The 20861-nt window shown below is 72.5% G+C and carries 19 protein-coding genes; 6 read left to right on the top strand and 13 right to left on the bottom strand.

The window, feature by feature from the left end:
• Positions 1-472: 472 nt before the first annotated feature.
• The 9 genes from ACN28A_RS23665 to ACN28A_RS23625 all read right to left on the bottom strand — a co-directional run bounded on the left by ACN28A_RS23665 (position 473) and on the right by ACN28A_RS23625 (position 13296).
• A complete protein-coding gene (locus ACN28A_RS23665; protein WP_421398151.1) occupies positions 473-2137 on the bottom strand; it encodes a hypothetical protein in 1665 nt (554 codons plus the stop codon).
• A 240-nt stretch (positions 2138-2377) separates the two neighbouring features.
• Positions 2378-3757, bottom strand: coding sequence for an ABC transporter substrate-binding protein (locus ACN28A_RS23660; RefSeq protein ID WP_421398150.1), 1380 nt, complete (start codon positions 3755-3757; stop codon positions 2378-2380).
• Between the two features lie 8 nt (positions 3758-3765).
• Complete coding sequence (locus tag ACN28A_RS23655; protein WP_421398148.1) at positions 3766-4872, bottom strand: hypothetical protein; 1107 nt, start codon at positions 4870-4872, stop codon at positions 3766-3768.
• A 35-nt stretch (positions 4873-4907) separates the two neighbouring features.
• On the bottom strand, positions 4908-6419 hold the full coding sequence (locus ACN28A_RS23650; RefSeq protein ID WP_421398145.1) for a vWA domain-containing protein: 1512 nt from the start codon (positions 6417-6419) through the stop codon (positions 4908-4910).
• 22 nt (positions 6420-6441) lie between these two features.
• Entirely contained in the window at positions 6442-8670 is a 2229-nt protein-coding gene (locus ACN28A_RS23645) for a tetratricopeptide repeat protein (protein WP_421398144.1), read from the bottom strand.
• Between the two features lie 32 nt (positions 8671-8702).
• Positions 8703-10433, bottom strand: coding sequence for a trypsin-like peptidase domain-containing protein (locus tag ACN28A_RS23640; protein ID WP_421398141.1), 1731 nt, complete (start codon positions 10431-10433; stop codon positions 8703-8705).
• A gap of 111 nt (positions 10434-10544) precedes the next feature.
• Positions 10545-12728: a hypothetical protein gene (locus tag ACN28A_RS23635; protein WP_421398138.1), complete on the bottom strand. Its 2184-nt coding sequence runs from the start codon at positions 12726-12728 to the stop codon at positions 10545-10547.
• Complete coding sequence (locus ACN28A_RS23630) at positions 12725-12979, bottom strand: hypothetical protein (protein ID WP_421398136.1); 255 nt, start codon at positions 12977-12979, stop codon at positions 12725-12727. Before ACN28A_RS23630 ends, ACN28A_RS23635 begins: the two co-directional genes overlap by 4 nt.
• The gene (locus tag ACN28A_RS23625) at positions 12979-13296 is read right to left on the bottom strand and encodes a DivIVA domain-containing protein (RefSeq protein ID WP_421398134.1); all 318 of its coding nucleotides are present in this window, start codon (positions 13294-13296) and stop codon (positions 12979-12981) included. Before ACN28A_RS23625 ends, ACN28A_RS23630 begins: the two co-directional genes overlap by 1 nt.
• A 315-nt stretch (positions 13297-13611) precedes the next feature.
• On the opposite strand from ACN28A_RS23625, the gene ACN28A_RS23620 reads away from it, so the two are divergent.
• The 6 genes from ACN28A_RS23620 to ACN28A_RS23595 all read left to right on the top strand — a co-directional run bounded on the left by ACN28A_RS23620 (position 13612) and on the right by ACN28A_RS23595 (position 16796).
• Positions 13612-13878 (top strand): winged helix-turn-helix domain-containing protein, encoded by a 267-nt coding sequence (locus ACN28A_RS23620; RefSeq protein WP_421398131.1) that lies wholly within the window; start codon positions 13612-13614, stop codon positions 13876-13878.
• Between the two features lie 151 nt (positions 13879-14029).
• A complete protein-coding gene (locus ACN28A_RS23615; RefSeq protein WP_421398129.1) occupies positions 14030-14293 on the top strand; it encodes a hypothetical protein in 264 nt (87 codons plus the stop codon).
• Between the two features lie 13 nt (positions 14294-14306).
• On the top strand, positions 14307-14567 hold the full coding sequence (locus ACN28A_RS23610; RefSeq protein WP_421398127.1) for a hypothetical protein: 261 nt from the start codon (positions 14307-14309) through the stop codon (positions 14565-14567).
• Positions 14564-15217: a hypothetical protein gene (locus tag ACN28A_RS23605; RefSeq protein ID WP_421398125.1), complete on the top strand. Its 654-nt coding sequence runs from the start codon at positions 14564-14566 to the stop codon at positions 15215-15217. Before ACN28A_RS23610 ends, ACN28A_RS23605 begins: the two co-directional genes overlap by 4 nt.
• Positions 15201-15629, top strand: coding sequence for a hypothetical protein (locus ACN28A_RS23600; RefSeq protein WP_421398123.1), 429 nt, complete (start codon positions 15201-15203; stop codon positions 15627-15629). Before ACN28A_RS23605 ends, ACN28A_RS23600 begins: the two co-directional genes overlap by 17 nt.
• Positions 15630-15644: 15 nt before the next feature.
• Positions 15645-16796, top strand: coding sequence for a SecDF P1 head subdomain-containing protein (locus ACN28A_RS23595; RefSeq protein WP_421398121.1), 1152 nt, complete (start codon positions 15645-15647; stop codon positions 16794-16796).
• A gap of 176 nt (positions 16797-16972) precedes the next feature.
• Here the strand turns inward: ACN28A_RS23595 and ACN28A_RS23590 are convergent, their stop codons facing one another.
• The 4 genes from ACN28A_RS23590 to ACN28A_RS23575 all read right to left on the bottom strand — a co-directional run bounded on the left by ACN28A_RS23590 (position 16973) and on the right by ACN28A_RS23575 (position 20657).
• The gene (locus ACN28A_RS23590) at positions 16973-17914 is read right to left on the bottom strand and encodes an MOSC domain-containing protein (protein ID WP_421398119.1); all 942 of its coding nucleotides are present in this window, start codon (positions 17912-17914) and stop codon (positions 16973-16975) included.
• 213 nt (positions 17915-18127) lie between these two features.
• Complete coding sequence (locus ACN28A_RS23585; protein ID WP_421398116.1) at positions 18128-18646, bottom strand: hypothetical protein; 519 nt, start codon at positions 18644-18646, stop codon at positions 18128-18130.
• Positions 18646-20283, bottom strand: coding sequence for an alpha/beta hydrolase (locus ACN28A_RS23580; RefSeq protein ID WP_421398114.1), 1638 nt, complete (start codon positions 20281-20283; stop codon positions 18646-18648). Before ACN28A_RS23580 ends, ACN28A_RS23585 begins: the two co-directional genes overlap by 1 nt.
• Before the next feature lie 5 nt (positions 20284-20288).
• On the bottom strand, positions 20289-20657 hold the full coding sequence (locus ACN28A_RS23575) for a hypothetical protein (RefSeq protein ID WP_421398112.1): 369 nt from the start codon (positions 20655-20657) through the stop codon (positions 20289-20291).
• Positions 20658-20861: the final 204 nt, after the last annotated feature.

Genomic DNA, 20861 nt, shown 5'->3' with positions numbered 1-20861 from the left:
CAGCCCGGCCCGGCAGCAACCCCTGTCAAGGGTGCGCCGGTGACACCGCCCGCCCGACCCGAGCCCGCGGCGCCGGACCCACAACACGAGCCGGCGGCACCGGCCGGGCCCGTCGGCTCGCCCGCCGGGCGGACAGGCTGGTGGCGGAGCAACCGGTGGGGACTGCTCGCCCTGCTGCCGGCCCTCTTACTCGCCCTCGGTCCGGGGGTCAAGGACGGTTACCAGCGGTACTCCCGGGCGGAGTACCTCGAACCGGTCATCGCCGGGGCCGACGGTTGGGTGACCTTCGCCGGTGCCCGGATCCGGCTGGTCGAACTTGTCGAGCTGCCTGCCGTTCCGGCACGCGGCAGCCGTCCGGTCACCCTGCCCGCCGGGGTACGCCTCTGGCGGGCGAAGCTGGCGCTCGAACTGACCACTCCGGAGGCGCTGACCGGCTGTCAGCCCTATCTGGAGGACCGGGACGGGCGGCTGTTCAGCGCGAATCCGGTCGAGCTGATCGGCGCCCGGTTGCCGACCACCCGATGCGTTCCGGACGACCTCGCGCAGCGGTCGTTCCAGACGGAGGCATACTTCCTGCTCCCCCGCCCGGCCACCCCGGTGGCGGTGCGGATCCACAAGCCGACCCAGCGCCCCCGCTACGCCCAACTACCGGCCGGCTGACCCCGGCCGGCTGACCCCCGGCCGGCTGACCTCCGAGCGGTTGACCCCCGGCCGGCTGGTTCCCGGCCGGCTGGTCTTCGGCCGACGACTCGCTGCCGGTGGTGGTGGCGTCGGGGGGCGTCGGTGGCTGGATCCGCAGCACCCGGTCCACCGCGGCGCCGAGCAGACAGGCCAGCAGCACGGTGCCGACCGCCTCGTTGAGCAGACTCAGCTGCCCGGAGAGCGGCATCCACACCGACTCGAGATCCTGCCCGCCGATGATCAGCCGCTCCGCCTCCCACAGCCATTCCCGGGCGGTCTGGGCCAACAGGAAGGCCAGGCAGAAGAGCAGCATCGGCGCCAGGCCGGCCCGCGCCATCAGCCGCAGGCCGTGCACCATCGGGCCGAACCGTTCCCGCAGGTCGGCGCCGAGGCTGGTGCCGACCGCGCGTACCGGTCGGGGCAGTGCCCGCCATCGCCGGGTGGCCCGTTCCACCGGGTCGCCAGCGCCCGGCGGGGGCGGGGTGAGCCGGTGGCCGTAGACGACCGCGCCGACCGTCAGCCAGGCCAGCGGTACGACGACGGCCACCTGGACCGAACCGGCCGCGCCGACCAGGACCGTGGTGGCGGCCCGGACCGGCCCGGACAGCGGCCCGAGTTGGTCGACGAGCGCGTGCCAACCGTCCAGCAGCCAGACGACCACGCGACGCTCCAGGAGCCACTGCCAGAGTGGATCCTGCACCTGGGCGATCGTGCCGGCGACGACGGAGATCCAGACGATCTCGACGTAGGCGCCGGGTATCCCGAGCCAGCCCATTCCGGGCCGCTCCTGCCACCTGCCGAGCAGCCAGCGCAGCACCACCGCGACGGCCACCACGGCGACGATCGCGCTGGTGATGTCGAGTGGGACGCGACGCTCCGCGTCCACGGCCACCTGGTCCGGGTTGGTGAAGATGGCCGCGTCGGAAAGGTAGGCGTCGACGAAGATCCGGTAGAAGTAGTCGCTGAAGTCCTGCTGGAGGTATCCCCAGGACGCGTAGACGGCGAGGAACGGCACCAGCGCACTGCCGAGGTGGTCGACGAGTCTCCGGCGGCGTCCCGTCTGGTGGCCGCCGTCCCCGGCCGGCGCGCCCACCACCGACGGCCCGGGCGGATCGCTGGTGGCGGCCGAGAGCCAGGGCAGGGACGGGCGCAGCGCGCGCAACATCAGCACCAGGGCGGTCAACGTGGCGATCGGTCCCAGAACGACGACGAGCAACCCCAGAATTCCGTTGACCTTGCTGACCTGCACCGCGCCGAGTACGACGAACTCCCGGGCCGCCGCTCCGGCGAAGTAGAGCGCGAACAGCACCGGCCAGTGCCGGACCAGCAACCGCAGCGAGGTGCCGAGCACGGCGACGGACTCCAGCACCGCCGCGCCGAGGGTACGGCGTCGTCGTGCGGGCCGGCTCCGGGTCGGGGAGGTCACCGCCGTCGCGCCCGGGTCGCCAACGATCACGGGCCACAGGGTACGGTGCGCGGCCCGTCCCCGTGGTCCGTGCCGGCGGCTACGGGTGCGCCGCCGCTGCACGGGTTCGCCGCCGCGGAACGACGGTTGCGCCGTCGCTGCACGGGTGCGCCGTCGCTAAACAGGTTCGCCGTCGCTAAACAGGTGCGCCGTCGCTAAACAGGTTCGCCGTCGCTAAACAGGTGCGCCGTCGCTAAACAGGTGCGCCGTCGCTAAACAGGTGCGCCGTCGCTAAACGGGTGCGCTGCACGCACCCGGCAGCCACTCGTCGGGCGGGATGGCGGCGCGGAGCCGTTCCAGGTCCCCCAGCAGCGAGTCCAGCCGCCGCGCGCCGTATTGGAGGTATTCGAGTACGGCGGTCTGGAAGGCGTTCGCCATCGCGCTCGGCATCACATCCGAGGCGTCGAGGCAGAGTGGACTCCGGCTCGCCGTCAGAGTCTCCGCGATCCTCCTGGTCACCTCCGGCCGCCGGTCCAGGGTGCCCGGCCTGGCGGTGTCGTCGTCGGGCCGGACCTCGCGGTTGACCGAGAAGAAGCTGCCGGCACTGCCACCCTGCCAGATCCGTTGGGCCTGGTCGGTGGCGAGGAACTCGATCAGCCGCCGGGCCGCCGGCTTGTCGCTGAACAGACCGGCGAAGTCGGCCGACGCCATCGAACCGTCCCGCCCGGCCGGGCCGGCACCGCCGAAGACCGGGAAGGGGAAGTAGTCCGCACCGAGCACGTCCGCCGCCCGGACGGTGCCGCCCGACTCCCCTTCGAGATAGCCGGCCCGCATCCCGATCACGAACGACGCCTGGTGTTCGAGGAGGCAGCCGGGCGATCCGGTGAACATCGGCCGGCCGGCGTCGGTGAACTCGGTCAGCAGGGCGGCGGCACTGCCGCCCCGGACCATCCCCGGGAAGCCGATGAGGTCGCCCCAGGCGTCCCAGGCCGCCCGTACCTCGGCTGAGGTCCAGCCGAGCCGCCCGGCCGACCAGTCGTCGTAGGCCGCCACGCCCGAGCGGTGCAGCAGGATGTCCTCGATCCAGTCCGTTCCCGGCCAGCCGGAGCCCGGGGTGGCGCTCATGCCCAGACACCACGGGGTCTGCCCGGCCCGGGCCAGCGCGCGGCTGGTCTCGACAAGCGCCGCCCAGTCGCGCGGCGGCCCGGCCGCGCCGAACGGCACCCGCCCCGGGACATACCAGACCAGGCTCTTCAGGTCGGCCTTGATCGGCACCACGTCCAGCCCGCCACCGCCGTTGAGTTGGGCCAGTGCGCGCCACTGCGGGCTCATCGACGAGGCGGGATCGGCGTCGAGCGGCCGGAGTACGCCCCGGCGCAGGTACGCCGCCAGTTCGCTCACCGTCGGCAGTACGGCGACGTCCGGCGGGGTGCCCTTCTGCACCTCGGCCAGGAGGATCTGCCGGACCGCCCGGGTGCCCCGGTAGTCGACCTCGACGCCGAACCGTTCCTCGAACTCGCGCAGCACCGCCCGGAAGCTCTCCTCCTCGGCGCCGGTCCAGGAGGCCAGGACGGTGACCGTCTCCTCGTCGGGCTGGCCCAGGCAGCCGCCGAGGCCCAACCCGACGGCGAGCACCGGCAGCAGGACCAGCTGGGCGAGTCTTCGTCGCATCCGTTGCCTCATCTCGACCGGTACCGGTATTCCTCGATCCGCGGCCGCAGCCCCAGCCAGACGAGGAAAACGATCGGCGACGTCAGCAGCAGTACGACGAAGGCACCCGAGGTCGCCCCGGTGGCCAGTGCGGCCTGGTCGTCGACCTCCTCGGCGCGGCGCAGCACGTCCGGATCCGCCACCGGGGCGGCCGGGGACGACGCCGCCTCCGGCGAACCGGCGGCCGTACCGGTGCGGAACACGTCGCTGGTGACCTGGCAGCCGTCCGACGGCGGGCAGAAGTCGGCGAGCAGTTCGTCGAGGGCGGCGATCCCCTCCCGGTCGGCGCCGGTGGACTGCTCCGCCGACAGCCGGCGGACCTCGGCGAGTTCGGCGTGCGCGTCGGCGAGCTGGCCCTTCGAGACCAGCACGAACGACGTGCCGGCGGTGAGCACCACGAGCAGCACCGTGGCGGCGGCCAGTCCCCAGTTCACCGCCCGGCGGAACCGGCGGCGCAGGAAGACCTGGGTGCCGACGAGCAGGGCGAGCAGCAGCAGCGCCGGCACCGCCCAGAGCAGCGTGGCGGCGGGGCTCAGCCAGCCGGACGAGAGGCTCGCCTCCAGCGCCTCGCTCTGCGCCGCCAGCAGGCTGTCGAGCAGGGCCAGGATGCCGCCGTCGGAGTGCAGCAGCCGGGATGCGTACCAGGCGTAGGCGGTGGCGAGGCCGCCCGGCCCGCTCTGCCGGTAGTGCGCGTCCGCCTGCCCCATCAGCCCGACGTACGTGACGAGCAGCCCCTCGACCACCTGGATCTGCCGGCTGCCGGCACCGCCGGAGCCGATGTCCTCGGCGGCCTGGGCCAGGCTCTGGCTGGCGGCGGCGATCTGGTTCTGGTACTCCTCGCCCGGCCCGACGAGTCCGGCCTGCCGGGTCTGGAAACTGGTGATCGCCGCCGTGTCGGCCCGGACCAGTGCGGTACGCACGGCGGACAGCTCCATCACCGATGGCAGGCTCCGGCCGCGCACGGTGTCGGCGGTGCGGTGGGTGCCCCAGACCACGGCGAGCGAGCCGGCCAGCACCAGTGCCGTCACGCCCAGCAGGGCGCCGAGCAGGCGCAGCAGCGTGCGCCGGGTCGTCATCCGTCGCACCGCACCGCCCGCTGTGGACTCCGCCATCAGATCCCCTGACTGCCGGCTGCCGGCTCGCCGAACGGCCGGCCACACGCCTCGCACACCCGCGCGTCCGGCGGCGAGACCCGGTTGCAGGGACACACCCGGTCGGCGGCGTCCGGCCCCGGCTCCGCTGGCGCCGGGAGCGGGGACCGTAGCGGCTCCGGTGGCGGCGGCAGCGGGGACCGGAGCTTCTCCGGACCGGCCATCACCGAGCTGACGGCGACCCGCAGCAGCGCACTGCGGGTCCAGTCCTCCTTCAGCCGTACCGGCCGGTCGGAGTCGCCGGTGAGGTCCACCAGGCCGGCCAGCCGGTGCAGGGTCTCGGTGTTGCCGAGCCGCTCCGCCAGCACGACGGCGAGACCGAGTTGCGCCTCCGCGGTCTCCCGGTGCCCCGCCTCCAGGGCGTCGCAGCCGGCGGCCACTGCGTCGCACAGCTCCTCCTGCCCCAGGTGCCGGGCGACCAGCGGCTCGATCCGGGTCGGCGCCACCCGGTCGCTCGTCCAGTGCAGCACGATCGACCGTGGGGCGGCGCACTGCCCGGCCGCCGCCAGCAGGTCCACCCGGGCCGCCTCGATCTCCTCCTCCAACGGAGCACAGTCGTCATCCGACCCGTAGTCGATCGCCAGGTCGACGAGGAAGTCACGGCTCTCGTCGCCGGTCCAGGAGCCGGTGTAGAACTCGACGGTCCGGTCGTCCAGCGCTGTCGCGTGCTCGGTGAGATCGGTCAGCGTCGGCGTTTCCTGGCGTACCGACCGGACCCGCACCCTGGCCGAGGTGGTCAGGCGAATCCGTAGATCGGGAACCTGCTTGCCCATCGCTCTGTCCATGATGGACTCGAAATCGGCGACCAGGTCTTCGACCTGCTCGATCGCCTCGGCCGTGCCGCGCAGCACCGAGGTGATCCGCAGCAGCTGGCGGTGGTCCCAGTCCTCGCCGATGCCCCGGGCGTCGCAGACGAAGGTGCCCGCGCAAGCCGTCAGCACCTCTTCGAACTGCTCCGGCGTCTCGTGCTCGTTGCGGCCGTCGGTCAGCAGGATCACGTGCCGCACCAGGTCCGGATACGACCGCAGCAACTGGTCCGCCAGCCGCAGCCAGCGGCCCATCATGGTGCCACCGCTGGCGTAGAGGTGCGCGATCGCCTGCTTCGCCGCCGCCCGGGTGCTGTCGCTGGCGACCACCGTCGCCGCCCGCTCGGGATAGACCATCCGGGCGGTGTCGGTGCCGGCGACGACGGCGAATCTGCTGCCGTCCCGGATGGTGTCGATCGCCGCCTGGGTGGCCCGCTTCGCCGCCGACATCTTGGCCTGCGGATAACCCATCGAGCTGGAGCAGTCGACCAGCACCACCACCCCCGCCGAGATCGGCGCCGGCAACGCCGCCGACCCGGCCGGCGACCGCGCCGTCACCCTGAGCACCACCGCCATCCCGGTGTCCGAGGTCGACCGGTACGGGTTCTGCACGACCTCCAGTTCGAAGGCGTGTGGCGGGCCGCCCCCGCCGGGTCCTGTCGTCACGCCAGCACCTCCCATCGGATCGTCACCACGGGGTCCTCGGCCGTACCGCGTTCGCGAGGTCCACCAGCGCGTCGTGGTCGGCACGCGTCCGGGCCTGCCCGGCCAGCGTCCGCATCGACTCCTCCAGTCGCCGCCGGAGGTCGTGCTCGGTCGGCTCCGCACCGAGCACATCGTCGCCGTCGCCGAGCCCTTCCCCGGCGCCGTTCCGGAGCAGGTCGAGCGCCGCCGCCCGGACCAGCGCGGTCAGCCGGTCCCTGGACTCCCCGGTCTTGTGGCCGCCGTCGAGACGCAGCGCGGGCAGCCGGCGTACCGCCTCGGCGACGTCGTCCACCGTCGGCCCACCGTCCGGCAACCGGCCACAGAGGATGCGCACCGCGGCGACCCTGGCCCGCTCGTAGTCCCGGGTCTCCCTGGGTACCTCGTCGAGAACCCGCACCGCGCCGGCCCGGTCTCCGTAGGGCGGCCGGAGCCGCAGCCGGGCCAGCCCGAACGCGGCGCTGCCCTCACTCCGGTCCCGTGCCCAGATCGCCCGGTAGCAGTGCTCCGCCAGCTCGTATTCGGCCAGGTGCTCGGCGCAGAAGCCGAGCGCGAACTTCGGGGCGATCTCGCCGGGACATGCGGAGTAGACGGCGTCGAACTCGGTCCGGGCCGCCGACACGCCCTTACCCGGCCCGGTGGACGGCTGGTCGTCGTGCCCCGCCAACTCGAGCAGCCCCTGGTGCCAGCGGATCCGCCAGTCGTGTCTGGCCCGCCCGCCGAGGTCGGAGACCGCCGCCTTCAGGGCGCCGGCCGCGCTGTCCCGGTCGCCGGCTTCCAGGTACGCGCGGCAGAGCGCGAGCCGGACCTCGACCGAGCGCAGGCCGGAGGTGAGCAGTTTCTCGATCAGCCCGCGCGGGTCCGCCGCACCAGCGGTCGCCAGCAGGTCCACCGCGGCGTCGCCCGGATCCACGAGCGGCAGCGGCAGCCCGCCGACCGCCTGGCGCGGCGGTGGCGGCGCCACGTCGAGCAGCTCGATGGCGCCCGTGATCCAGGCATCCAACCCCGGCACCGCACCGAGCCCGCCGTCCAGCAGCAGCGGTGTCGGGGCGAAGACCGCCGACCGCACCGGGTGTGGCCGGCCGGTACGCATCGAGAGTATCTCCCGGAGCACCCCCTTGAGCTGCTGGGACATCTCCGCGGCGGTGGCGAACCGGCGGTCGTGTTCGGCGTAGGCCCGCTCGACCAGCCGGGCGAACGACTCCACCTCGAACGGGCGCTCGGGCGGGTGTTCGGGCGGCTCGATCAGGTACCGCCGGCGTTCCTCCGAGCCGGCCTGGAAGAGCACCTGAAGTGTCCGGCCGACGGTGTGGATGTCCCACCGTACGGTCGGCCCGTACCGACGGATCTCGCGCTCCGGAGGCTCGTAGAACGGGGTGTGCGTGACCTCCCTGTCGTGGTCGTCGACCCGGCGTACGCCGCCGATGTCGATCACCTTGATCCGGTCGGGGCAGCGGATCACGTTCGCCGGCTTCATGTCGCAGTAGAGCAGACCCCGGTCGTGCAGGTACCCGATCGCCGCGAGGATCTCGTGCCCGTATGCGAGCACCTGCTCGACCGGCAGCGGCCCGGTGTCCTGTGTCGCCTCCAGGATCTGCTGCAACGACTCTCCGTTGAGGTACTCCATGACGATGTAGCCGGTCTTCTCGTCGGCCCGCGGATCGAAGTGGGAAACCGCGTTGAAGATCCGGACGATGTTGGGGTGGTCGAGGACGGTCAGGAAGCGACGCTCGGCAACCGCCAGCCGGAGCGTCACCTCGTCATTGCTGATCAGTCCCTTGAGGACCACCGGATTCTTGTCCAGGTGGGTGTCCCGGGCCAGGTAAACCCAGCCGAGGCCGCCCCGGGCCAGGCAGCCGTCGACCTCGTACTGTTCGGCCACCAGGTCGCCACGACGTAGCATCGGCGGGAACGAGAACGGAGTGCCGCACAGGCGGCAGAATCCCTTCAGCAGTTCGGGCTGGCCGGCGCGAGCCCGGCCGACCTCGGCGCCGCACCTGCCGCAGACCCGGCTCGGCTCAGGCGCCCCGGTGCCGGCGGGCAGCCGGCTGACCGGGTCGACGGGCTCCAGCTCCGGCATCGGCACCAGGCCGCCGATCACCAGGGACGGGCCGTGCGAGCCCGAGGAACCGGTGACGGTGGTCGGCGGCCCGGCGGGCCGGGGCGGCAGCGGCCGGCGGGCGCAGCTGTCGCAGAAGCCGGTCTCTCCCACCATCCCGGTGCAGCCCGGGCGGTTGCACCTCGTCGTCACCGCGCCGCCCCCGGTCGCTCGTTCCGGCCGTCGCGCGGCCCTGGAGCATCTGCGGCTCGGCGGTGTCCCGCCCCTGACTCGGCCGCACGTCGGCGGATCACCTCGCCGTACCGGTCGACGAGTAGGCCGCAGGCCGCCAGGTCCGCCGACCCCGCCCAGAGGGTCTCGTGTGCCTGCCGGTACAACTCGGTCAGCTCCCGGTCCTCCCGCAGCGGTGCCGGTACGCCCGACAGGTAACCGTCGAGCCGGTCCCGCAACCGGTCGCGTTCGCCGAGGAGCGCGTCCAGCTCCCGAACGTCCCGCCTGGCGGCGTCGAGTGCCCGGTCGGCCTTCCTGCGACACGACTCGACGACGGGCAGCAGCGGCGTGCTGCCGGGCCGTGCGGCGGCGGCCCGCAGCGCGGTCAGCCGCAGCCGCAGCCCCGGTTCGTGCGACGCGGGTGCCCGCGCCCCCGCGACCCTGGCGGCGACGTACCCGTACCGGTCCCGCGCGGCCTGTTCGGCGGCCCGTACCTCGACGATCCGGGCGGCCAGCAGTTCGATCGCGGCGTACGGCAGGCTCGGCGCGTCGGGGTCGTGGAAGGTCAGCAGCAGCCGGAGGTTCCGTCCGGCGACCCGCTCAGCTATCGGCCGGACCACCTCGGCGACCAGCCCCGCCGGGTCGGTCGCCCGGTCCACCCCGTCGAGTAGCAGGTTCATCGGCGGCGGCTCGCCGGCCATGCTGTCGGCCAGCGACTTCTCCAGGTCGGCGCCGACGCTCATCCAGTTGACGATCCGGCTGCTGACCTCCGCCACCGTCCGGCCCGACACGTCGAGCGCCAGGTCGATCCGGCCCGGTGAGGACTGTCCGGAGGTTGCCGGTGCTGCCCCGGACCGGTCGGGGCCGATGGGTCGGAACTCCCGGCTGGCCTTCGACACCACGTCGCGCAGGGCGGCGTGCGCCGCGGACCCGGGTGCGGTGACGATGATCCGCGAGTCCGGTGGGGCGCCGGGAGCGAGGAAGTCGGTGAGCTGCCGGACCATCATCTCGTCGCCGTGTACCGGACCGACCGGCGCGGCGAGGCTGGCGTCCACCGCCGAGTCGCCGCTGACCCACTCGCGCACCTGGGGCAGGTACCTGATGATCGTCTCGACCGGGATCATCCAGGACAGCGTCGAGCCCTGGCCGGCGAGGTAGCTGACCACGATCCCGAGCACCTGGTCGGTCTCCTCGTCGAAGACCGGCGCACCGCTGAAGCCGGGCTCCACGGCCTGACCGGTCGGTTCGGAGTCGAGCTGGATCCACTCGCCGCCCGGTCCGCCGTCCCCGGCGAGCCAGGCCCGCGCCCAGACCCCGGTCGGGACCATGTCGGGAAAGCCGAACATCCGTACCGCCCGCCGGGCGCCCGACGGCAGCCGGCGCAGCACCTGACCGGTCCCGTCCGGCAGCGGCTCGGCGAGCCCGAGCAGGGCCAGGTCGGCCCGCTGGTCATCCTGCGGCGGCTTCCAGCAGCCGTCGACCACTCCGGCCCGGATCGGCGCCACGGCGGGGTGTCGCCCGACGAGTTCGACCTCGAAGTCTCGGACGGGCCTGACGTGCGCGGCACCCGGCTCGCCGTGCGGTGCCGGAAGAAGGATGTGCGCACAGGTCAGCACGTGCCGGTCGCCGAGGACGAGGCCGGCACCGCGAACCCCGGCATGATCGTCTCGGATGCATGTCCGCCACTGTGCGCGGCCCGAATGCGACACACGGCAACGTTAGGCGCAGGTGTCGGATCACTGCCACCCGGAATGGGGTCGGAAATCGGCCACATCTCGGCCTGGCGGCTGCTGTCGGACACCGGGGACCGTCCACCGAGGTCAGCGCCGGTCGAGGCCGAGGGCGGCGAGCGCGCCCGGCAGGGTCGGTGCGGTGCAGAGTCGGCGTACGCCGTCGCGGTCGTGCAGGAGAAGCTGACAGACGAGGCCGGCATAGTGGACGGCGACGGGTTGACCGACGTGCTGCCGGGCGAGCCGGCGGATCAGTGGCACGGGGTCGTCGACCTCGACCGGGACCGGGGTCTGCGGCACCGGGATCGGCTGGGCGGGGTCGTCGGGGACCCGCCGGGCGACGGCGATTTCGAGATGTTCGAGGCAGCGTGCGATCGCGGCTTCCGGGGTGGGACCGACGGGCAGGGCGTCCGGGGCGACCGGCAGCCCCGGCGGTTCGACGCCGACGTCCCACCCTTCACCCTGGACGAGGCGGGGATCTCCCGCGTTGTCGCCGTGGTCGACGAGGGTGACCGTGACGGTGAGTCGAAGTCCGAGGAGGAGCCGGACCAGGTCGGCCAGGGGCGGCACGTCGGGCCGGCGCGCGAGCACGAACAGCCGGGCACCGGGCCGGCCTCGGGACGCCTGGCGCAGGTGTTCGGCGAGCGGGTCGGCGCCGGCGTACGGCACGGTGACGGTCCCGTCCAGCAGGCCCTGGCCGATCGAGCCGCCGCCGTCGAGTTCGGTGAGGTCGTCCGGGCGTACGCCGAATCGGCCGGCCCAGGTCGCCAGCCGGAACGGGTCGGGAAGCTGGTGCACCGGCTTGCCGCCGGGTTGGGTCGCCACGTGCGGCGCCGAGATCCGTTCGCCGGCCTGCCAGCCCTGCTCGCCGGCTGCCGAGGGGTGCGCGTCGCCGTGCCAGGTGAGGTCGCCGGCCCGCCAGCCGTGCCGGTCGACCTGCCAGTGCAGGTGGGTGACCCGGTCGGCCAGGTCGGTGAGCGTGACCGTCAGGCTGTGGTGGATGCGGTGGCTGTCCCGGCAGGTGTCGCACGGCAGCGCCGACGGCCGGCGACCGGCACCGGAGCACTGCGGGCAGTCCGGGTCGGCCCGGCCGGTGAACAGGACGCAGTCACAGCGACGGAGCCGGCTGTGCGGATCGCAGTGCGGGCAGTCGACGTACGGGATGGATGGTCCCTGCCACGACGGTGTCGGCGGCTGCCAGCCGCGCCGCAGGATGCTGGTCTCCCGGAGATGGATCTGCCCGGTGTCCCATTCGCTGAACGTCTCGGCGGTGCCGGCGATCCGCAGACTGGTGTGCCACCAGCGACGGTCGCGCCAGATCGCCTGCGCCCCGGCGGTCGGCGCCCCGGTGCACAGGTCGGTGCAGTCGGCGAGCATCCGCCGTTCGAGCTGGTCCAGGTCGACGTCAGGTGGGCCGGCCGGCGGCGGCACACCGCCGGTCAGGTAATGGGCCGGGGCGGTCCGGCCGCGCGCCTCGAGGTCGTAGAGCGCGTCGAGATCGGTGGTGGTGACGATCGCTCCGGTCAGGTCGTCGGCACCGCCGCACACGTCATTCGGGACCGGCCCGCCCGGCACCTCGTAGCGGAGCTGCCAGGTCGGGTCGGCGTCGGGGTGCCGACGGCGGGCCTCCAGCACCAGGTCGAGGCGGAGCAGGTCGGCCAGCCGGCAGCGCCGGACCAGGTCGCGGGCGGGGTCAGGGAGCGGCTCGGCGGCGGTGCGACCGAGGTAGAGCTGCCAGGCGAGATGGCCGTGCGACGCGATCGCCTCCGCCTCCAGCGCGGCCCGGGTCTCCGACGGCAGGTCCGGCCGCCAGCGGGACGGCAGCAACAGCAGCGGCCCGTCGGGTGAACCGGGCGGGTTGCGCGCCTCGACCCAGCACCCGGCGCCGACGCTGGCGGCCAACTCCGCCAGGATCGGCGCCAGCGGCAGATGCCAGGTTCCGCCGTCGCCGGGCCAGGGCGCCGGTTCCACCACCCCGGGTACGACGTTCGCCGAGGCCACCGCCCCACTGTCGACGTTCGCCACACTCAGCACTAGCTGGCCGCGCAACCGCCCCGCCTGCCGGCAACGGTGACAGGGGCGGGGCAGCGTGCCGACGCCCCGGCAGAGCTGGCAGTCCTGGTATGCCTTTCCATCGCCCTGTTGCCCCGCGTCGACGATCATCCGGTCACCGCCGCTGGTGCACGGGCAGGCGTCGAGGACATAGGTGAGCCGGTGGCAGCCGGGACAGTCGATCACCGGCGGACCGGCGCCGGGCAGCACCGCCCCGGTCACCGGTCCAGCTCCACGCTCGCGCACGGCACCTGGTGCTCGGCGCGCAGCGCACAGCGCCGGCCGGCGCCGAGCAGCCGGTCGCAGAAGAGCCGGGACTGCACGGTCTGGTCGTCCTCGGCCGAGACGGTCGCCTCGGCCCGGTCGACCTGCGGCTGCTGGCCGAGCGTCCGGGCCAGCAGCCGGGCCGTCCGTCGGGCCGCGTCCTGATCCGGCGCGGTGAACGGCACGTGTACGACGTAGCGGCCGGTCATCAGCGATCCGCCAGCCGGTGTGCCGTCGTCGCCTGGCGGGACTGCCAGCGGCGCAACGCGTCCTTGATCCGGGCGTTCTGCTCCCGGACGGTCGCCAGGTCGTTGTAGGCCCGAGCCAGGTCACCGGCGACCTGTTCGAGGAAGGCTGTCACCTCGACCGGATCGACGCCCCGCCGGGCGAAGCCGACCCGGGTGAACCTGCGCATCCTGACCTGTGACGGCAGGAGCGGCCGGTACGTCGCCGACCGGTACGCCTGGCCGAGTTGCCGGGGCGGCCTCCGGTCCCGCCGGAACAGCCGTCGAAGCAGCACCCGCACGACACCACCAACCTTTCCGGAGCAGGTCAGGACGTGGATGGGCGGTGCCGGCCCGGATCCCCTCTGCTGTCGGGCCGGCACCGCCCCGCCCCACCGCCGCAGCCGGAGGCAGGTACGGCAGCAGGGCGTGACCCGGGGGTCGGGGCGGACACCTCGTACGGGCCGACCGCCCCGACCGGGAGGTGAACGCCCCGCGTGCCATGCAAGGAGCGCTCGGGAACAAAACATAGGCGCGTAGGGCGCCTATGTCAACGAAAGCTTGTCGGGATCTCGCTCTTCGTGATCAAATCGGGGTGCCATGCAAGGAGTTGCCCCATGCCGACACAGCCGGACTATGTTCGGATCTCGAATGCCTACGCGTCAGCGATCGTCGACGGGAAGCTGAAGCCCGGTGACAAGCTGCCCTCGATCGCCGAGATGACAGGTCGCTACGGCGTCGGCGCGACGACCATCAAGATGGTGCTCGTGCGACTCGAGGCGCGCCGCCTCGTCCGCCGCCACCAGGGCAAGGGGACGTTCGTGGAGCCGCGCGAGAAGTGGCTGCTTCCTGACGACGAGGACGAGCCGATCATCGAAATCTAGCGCTCTGCGTCTCCCCCGGACTCACAGTCAAGTCCAGGCCGGCACGACTAGACCATCTCCGATAGTGTTCGATCGGCCACGCAGGCGTCATGCACAGGCGCGGTGGCGCGGCTCTGCCACGCCAGCGTTTCCGGTAGTTGGGGAGGACCGAATGGCCAGCATCGAGGAAGTCAAAGCCGCACTGGCACAGGCCGCCGAGCAGGGCAACACCACGCTCAACCAGATCCGGTCGTCGATCGAGAACACCGAGCAGGTGCTGGCTCGTCTCCGGGCGGTGGCCGCCGGCACCAACCACGCCATGATCGCCGAAGCGATCCAGCGTGCGGAGCAGAGCAAGCAGCGCCTCACCGAGGCAGCCACTCTCATCCAGGGCAGCGCCGCCGCCGCTCGCCAGTACGTGAGCGTCCTGGGCTAACGGGGTCGCCGCCATGACCGTCAACGAGGTCAAGGAAACGATCCGCGCGGGCAACCAGGCGGCCCGAGAGTCCATGACGATCCTGGAACAGGTAGGCGCGGAAGCCGACTCGGCAGCAGGACTCGCCCGTCTCACGATTCGTGGCAGCCAGGATCGAGATGCGCAGGACGGCTTGCGGATCCTCGAGAGCCTTGGTCGTGAGGTCGAGTTGGCGCTACGTCGCATCGACGCCGCCGTCGACCACGCCGATGCCTATCTCAAAACTCTCGGATGACCGAGCCCATGGCCGAGGTCGTGGCGCAGTTGCACGAGGTACGCCAACGCCTCGCCGCCGCCGCAGTCACCGCTACACGCGCCCAAGCCGACGCAGAGCACGCCCAGCGGCGATACGCCGAGGCCGCATCCGGCACCGAACACCCTCACATGCAGGAGGCTCTGCGGGACATCCGAACAGCCGGTGAGAAGGCAGCGAGGATAGCCCGCCTGCTGACGAACGCACGATCACACTTCACCAGCTACCTGGGCAGGATCGCGCCCGGGTCCGCATCCGATCCGGACGTGTCGGAAGCAGAGACGCCATCGGGCGATCGCCTGCTGAGCGAAGCCGAGCGACGGGGACGCAAAGCAGACATCATCTGGCGCAAGCAGATGCAGAAGGCGGAAGACACCGATTCCACCTTGAAGCAGATCGAGGACGCCGGGAAGGCGGTCTTCAAGTACTTCAGGCAACAACAGAATCCGCCCGGAACAACAACCACCGGCACGGCGGCACCGAAGCCTCCGTCTCACCAGGAACGCCCACAGATCGACAACCCGGTGACCGCCAGCATAATGGCTACCGGTGCAATCGCCGTCGCAGCAAAGTCGGTCTGGAACAACGTCAGAAAGCAACGAGAGAAGAAGCGACATGACGATCAAACCTGAGCTGCCTGCGTACATCCGGGCTCTTGTTCGAGGCGACAACGAAGCCCACGACAGGATCCAAGCCCAACTCGACAGCGAGGGTTGGGACGGGTTCCCTCGTTTCCTCGCTTCGCTCTGCTTCCTTGCGGTCGACCGACGATTCGGGGATGACGCAACGTCAGCAGACGTCATCAAGTTCGTGGCGGATCTTCGCGCCGGACTGGCAGACGGTGGACCTGAGATCAACGCCGAGGATGCCGAGGCGCTGATCCGGGCCAACATCGACCCGGAAGCCGATTACGACATTGCACCCAGCATGATCGGCAAGATTCAAGCTGCCGTCGTGTACAAGGTCTTGACCGACGAACACATCACAGACGAGGACCTTGATGCCGTTCTGATCGAAGCGGCTCAGCTCGCCACTCGCTCCTGACTACGAAAGAAGTCCATGGACATTGGTCGGCCCCCGTCGGCGCCGGTTCGTGGACAGCCGGTCCCGTGGCAGCCCACCGGGCCCCCGTCCGGAACCGTCCCCGGCAAGCGCCGAAAGCTCGGCCTGGGGCTTGTCGCGGCCGGGCTGGCCGTGGTCGTACTCTGCTGCGCCGGGGCGGTGACGCTGGCCTTCGTGGCCCGGGATCAGTTCCGTTCCGGCCCACCCGGCAGCACCACGATCCGTCTGGAGGCGGTAGGGCCGGCGGGGGCGGTCCCCGATGAGGCCGCGATCGATCGGGCTGTGCAGATGCTCGACGACCGGGCCAGGGCCGCCGGGCTGACCGAGCCGTCGGTGCAGCGCGCCGGCAGCCGCCAGATCGTCGTACGGGTGGCCGGGGTGGGCCAGGAGGAGCAACTGCGCGCCCTGGTGGCCGTCGGCGACCTCCGGTTCCGTCGGGTACTCGCCAGCACGCCCGAGTCCGACGCCGGAACCACCGGCGCACCGACGAGGCCGACTCCAGGAGACGTACCCCCGCCCAGCCGGGACCAGGTGATCGCCAAGCTCGGTCCGGCGTACCAGGTCGCCGAGTCGCTCGCCCGCAAGCTGCCAGCCTCGACCCGGCCCGACCCGGCGGCCTCGGAAGCGCTGCTGCCCTTCGCGGCGCTCTCCGCCGCCGAACTCGCGGTCCTGCCGGCCGGGGTGCGGTACGTCGTCCCGACGGTCACCTGCGCGCAGCTGCTGGGTCGTCCGGTCGGGATGCCCGGTGCGCCCGGTGAGCGCACCGCCACCTGCGGCCGCGAGCACCCACCGGTCAGGTATCTGCTCGACGCCGCCGTACTGTCGTCGGCCGACGTGCGGACCGCCGAGGCGACAGCCGACGAGACTGCCGGCTGGATGGTCACCGTCGGCTTCACCCCGGACGGGCAGCAGCGGTTCACCGAACTGACCCGGGTGGCGTCGACTGCTCCGGAGGGCTTCCGCCAGGTGGCCATCGTCGTCGACGACGTGGTGATCTCCGCGCCCGAGGTGGTCGGGGTGATTACCGAGGAGGTCCAGATCACGGGTGACTTTTCCCGGTCGGCAGCGGAGGCGCTGGCGGGTCAACTCCGCTCCGGGCCGCTTCCGGTCGCGCTCCGGGTCGTCGACCTGACAAGCAGCCCGGACTGACCAGCAGCCCGGACTGACAAGCAGCCCGGACTGACAAGCAGCCCGGACTGACAAGCAGCCTGGACTGACAAGCAGCCCGGGCGACGGCCGTTACGCCGACCAGGGGACGCCCTCGTCCCGACGTCGATGGTGGTGTCAGGGCTTGAGCGCGTACCGACCGCGTACTCCGCCCTGGCTCACCTCGCGGCGCCGGATCCACCGGTTCTGGCGGGACCTGTCCCAGCGGATGGTGCCTTCCTGGCGGAGATGAGCCCGGCCGGTTCGGTCCGAGGCGGGCGCCGCCACTCACCGACGACCGCCTCGGCTCCGACCTCCACCACCCCCGGACCCCGCACGGCGTACTTCACCCCGAACGCGATCCTGCCGTCCACCCGGCGGTAGCCGGCCAGGGTACGCAGCGGTTCCGGGCCGGTCCGCCTCCCGGTGCACTGCTCGACCGTGGTCACCGCGCAGCGGTCGGCCAGCTTCGCGTACGCCAACTCGACGGTCCCGACGACGAGCCGCCCCACCCGGTCCTCGGTGTGCGGGTCGGGCCAGCCGTCCAGCACGATGTTCGGGCGGAACCGGCTCATCGGCACCGGTGCGGCGTCCCGGTCCAGCAGCCGCTCGTTGAGCAGGTCCAGAGTGGACCGCGAAAGCAGGTGCACTGCGCAGCTGTCGGCGTACCCGGAGGTGCCCGGGGTCTCGCCGTCGGTGACCCGGTGGTGTTCCGGCGGTACCCGCACCAGCCGGCTCGGCGCCCCGAGCACCTCCGACAGCCATCCGGCGACCGTGTCCCCCTGGTCGATGCCCCGGTAAGGGGTGTCGAAGAGCAGCACGTCGCGGCGGGCCGCGTCGAGTTCCACCGCCATCTCCAGCGGAGCTGTGCCGGGGGCGCGCAGCGTCAGCCGGGTGCCGGCCGCGTCGACCACCGGCCGGACCAGCGCCAGCCGGGGATCCCGGCGCTGGCTGCGGAAGACGCCGCCGGGATCGACGACCATGAAGCTGCGGTCGTGGGCGAGGCCGGCGGGAGTCACCTGGCTGCGGGTCACCGGCATCCCGGCGCAACCCTTGATCGGGTACGAGATGAGTTCCCGGACGACGGCCTGCGGGGCGCGGTGGACGGCGGGGTCGGGCATCGGCGGCTTCTCCTCCTGACGGAGGCGCCCTTGTCCCGGTGGGATTCCGGGCCGAGCGTGGCGGACAGGGGTCCGTCGCAGCGCCTCTCGACCCGACGTCGCCAGTCTGCGCAGCCCCGCCGCCGACCGTCAAGGCCAATACGTGCGGGTGCCGTTGACCGTCAGAGCCGACCTGTACCGGACCGGTGGTCGGTGCCGGCTGCTGGGCCGCGGCTACCTCGGGTCGGGGGTGCCGTGTTGCCAGACGCAGGGCGAGCTGCCGATCAGGTAGACGTCGACCGAGCCCGGCGCGCGGTGGTGGACGGTGACGCTGACCCGGTAGCCGTCGGCCGGGTCCTGCACGGTCAGCCGCGGATCGCTGCGGTCCCGCAGGTCGTTGACGACCTGGTAACCGCGCCGCTGCCAGTACGCGGCCAGGGTGGGCAACGCCTGGTCGGCGGGCCAGTCCGTCGGGAAGACCAACTCGTACTGCTGCTCCACGAAGACCCGGCCGGCCGGGCCGCCGTCGGTCGGGTCGTCGCAGGGCAGTGTCCCGGTGTGGCCGAACGGCTTCAGCTCGGCCCCGGGTGGAAGCTGCGCGGAGGCGTCCCGCAGGACCTCCTCGACCCGCTGGGCCGCCTGGGCGGCGGTGACGGTGGGCTGCACGTCGTCGTCTCCTCCACATGCCGAGGTCGCCAGGACGGCCACCAGAGTCGCCACCGGTACGCCGACCGACAGTCGGCCCACCGCCATCAACGAACCTTGTCGCTCTGCCCGGTCACGATGTACGCGATGTTCTCCCGGGCCAGGTTGCCGGGATCCCAGTACGCCGAGTGGGTCGCCACCCAGTCTTCGGGGTTGCCGGGGTCGCTGCCGAACACCCGCCCGCCGAACCCCGGCTCGGTCGGGTCGATGCCGTGCACGAAGTCCGGCGACCATCCGGCGATCTCGTCGTGTCGCGCCCGGGTGGCCCACACCTCGTGTGCGGGGACGCCGCGCACCTCCGGTGCCGCGTCGACGCCAACCCCGGGTGCGCCGACGAAGACCACCGCGTCGGCGTCGATCCCGGCGGCACTGCCGGCGTGCCCGATCACCAGCGAGCCGTAGCTGTGCCCGAGGACGACGTTGCGGGACTGCTCCCCCTCGTGGCTGACCCGCAGGCCGTCCTGGAACCGCTGGAGTTCCCGGGCACCGGCCTCGGCGTAGCTGTCCGAGCGCGCGTCGACGACGGCGTCGTCCGGTGCGTCGTAGCCGAGCCAGTACAGCGACGCGGTCTCCTGGCCCGGGTCGACCCGCCTGGCGTCCAGGGCCATCCGGTCGGCCCGTTCGATGCCGGTCTCCACCCCGGCCAGCTCGGCCCCGACCCCGGGCACGTACGTCAGCACGTTGTCGGCGGTGTCCGGGTTGCCGACCGAGACGATCGCCCGGCCGTCGTCGGCGGTGGAGAGCCCGATCAGGTACGCCCGGGGTTTGTCCGGGTCCGCCAGCCGGTCGTCGATCGGCCGGAGCCCACGCAGGGCGTCGTCTATGTGCCCGCGCTCGTCGGCGATCTCGCGGAGTTCCCGTTGCGCCAGGAGCGTGCCCGGGTGGTTCACGTTCGGATAGAGCTCGGCGGCGCGACCCTGCTCCAGCATGGCCCGGATGTGCGCCTCCCGGGCGTCCAGCTCGGCCCGGCGCTCGGTGCGCCCGTCGATTTCCCGGTCCAGCACGATCCGGTTGGCGATGTCCCGGCTCGCCACCGGTACCCCGTCCAGAGCCCCGACGAGTTGCGGATGTTCCGAGACGGCGTAGCGACGCTGGGCCGGGGTGAGCGAGTCCCACCACCTCTTCACCTCGGCCGGCGGAGTGCCCCTGGCCGGCACGCTGGAGCCGTCCACCCTGGCCGCGGGCGTACCCGAGGTCGTCGCGGTGTTCTCCGCGATCACCCGCGCGGTCCGCGCGTCGAGTTCGGCGGCCTCCCGCAGCAGCGCGTCCCGGGCCGAGACCAGCGCGGAGAGCGCTCGGGCGGTCGCCTCGGTGGCGTGTGCCGGATCGACCGTCATCGAGCCATCCGGATGCACGGTGACCTGGGCGGCCCGGCCCTGCTCGACGAGTTGCCGGGCCCGGCCGCGCAGTTCCGCGACGGTGTTGCCGTGCTGGGCGAGGGCCTGGGCGATCAGCAGCACCGGCGGGAACGCCGCATCGAGTTCCCCGCACAGGCCGTCGCAGTGTGCCCCGGCCGCCGCGGAGGCGGGGCCCGACTCCCAGACACCCGGCAGCCGCCGCTTCGACCGGACGAGCGCGTCGGCCCGCTCGTCGACCGACCTGCCGAGCCGGTCCCAGTCGGCGGCGGCCCGGTGCCATGGTTCGGGATCGACGCGCAGCAGCAGTTCGAAGGAGACTCCGGCCATCCGGGTCACCCCACGGTGCCGAGTCGGCTGCCCGGACCGGCTGTTCCGGGCGCTCCCGGTGCCGTCATCCGGCGGACCCGGGCGACCCGCTGCACGGAGCGTTTCTCGGACTCCTGGTAGTTGTCGGCGGAGCCGACCAGCAACGTGCCGGTCGCCTCGATCCGTTGGCCGAGGCCGTCGAGATAGGCCCGCCAGCCCGCCGAGGCCCTGGCGGTCGCGTCGAGGCTGCGCCAACCGTCCACTCCGGATCCGGCCGGCGGAGTCAGCCGGCCCTCGGCCGCGACGACGTCGCGGCGCAGTCCGGCGCCGTGGCCGGCGATCTCGTCGCCGAGCCTGCGCAACCCGGGAACGTCGACCCGTACCGGCTGCGTCATCGCGCCTCCCCGCCCCGCCGTCGGTCCCGGGACATCACCCGGTCGACCAGGCTCCGATGGGAGAGCAATATAGCAACGTCGACGTACCGGTCAGCGGACGGCGACCGTCCTCGACCGGGATACGACCGCACCGGCTCTCCGGGACGGATCGGGACCGTCCGGCGGGCCGGTGCGGGTGAAGCGGTCCGGTTCGGTCACTGGCGG

The organism is Plantactinospora sp. WMMB782, assembly GCF_049179135.1.
Lineage (GTDB): Bacteria > Actinomycetota > Actinomycetes > Mycobacteriales > Micromonosporaceae > Plantactinospora.
This window is presented reverse-complemented; position numbering and strand designations above follow the sequence as displayed.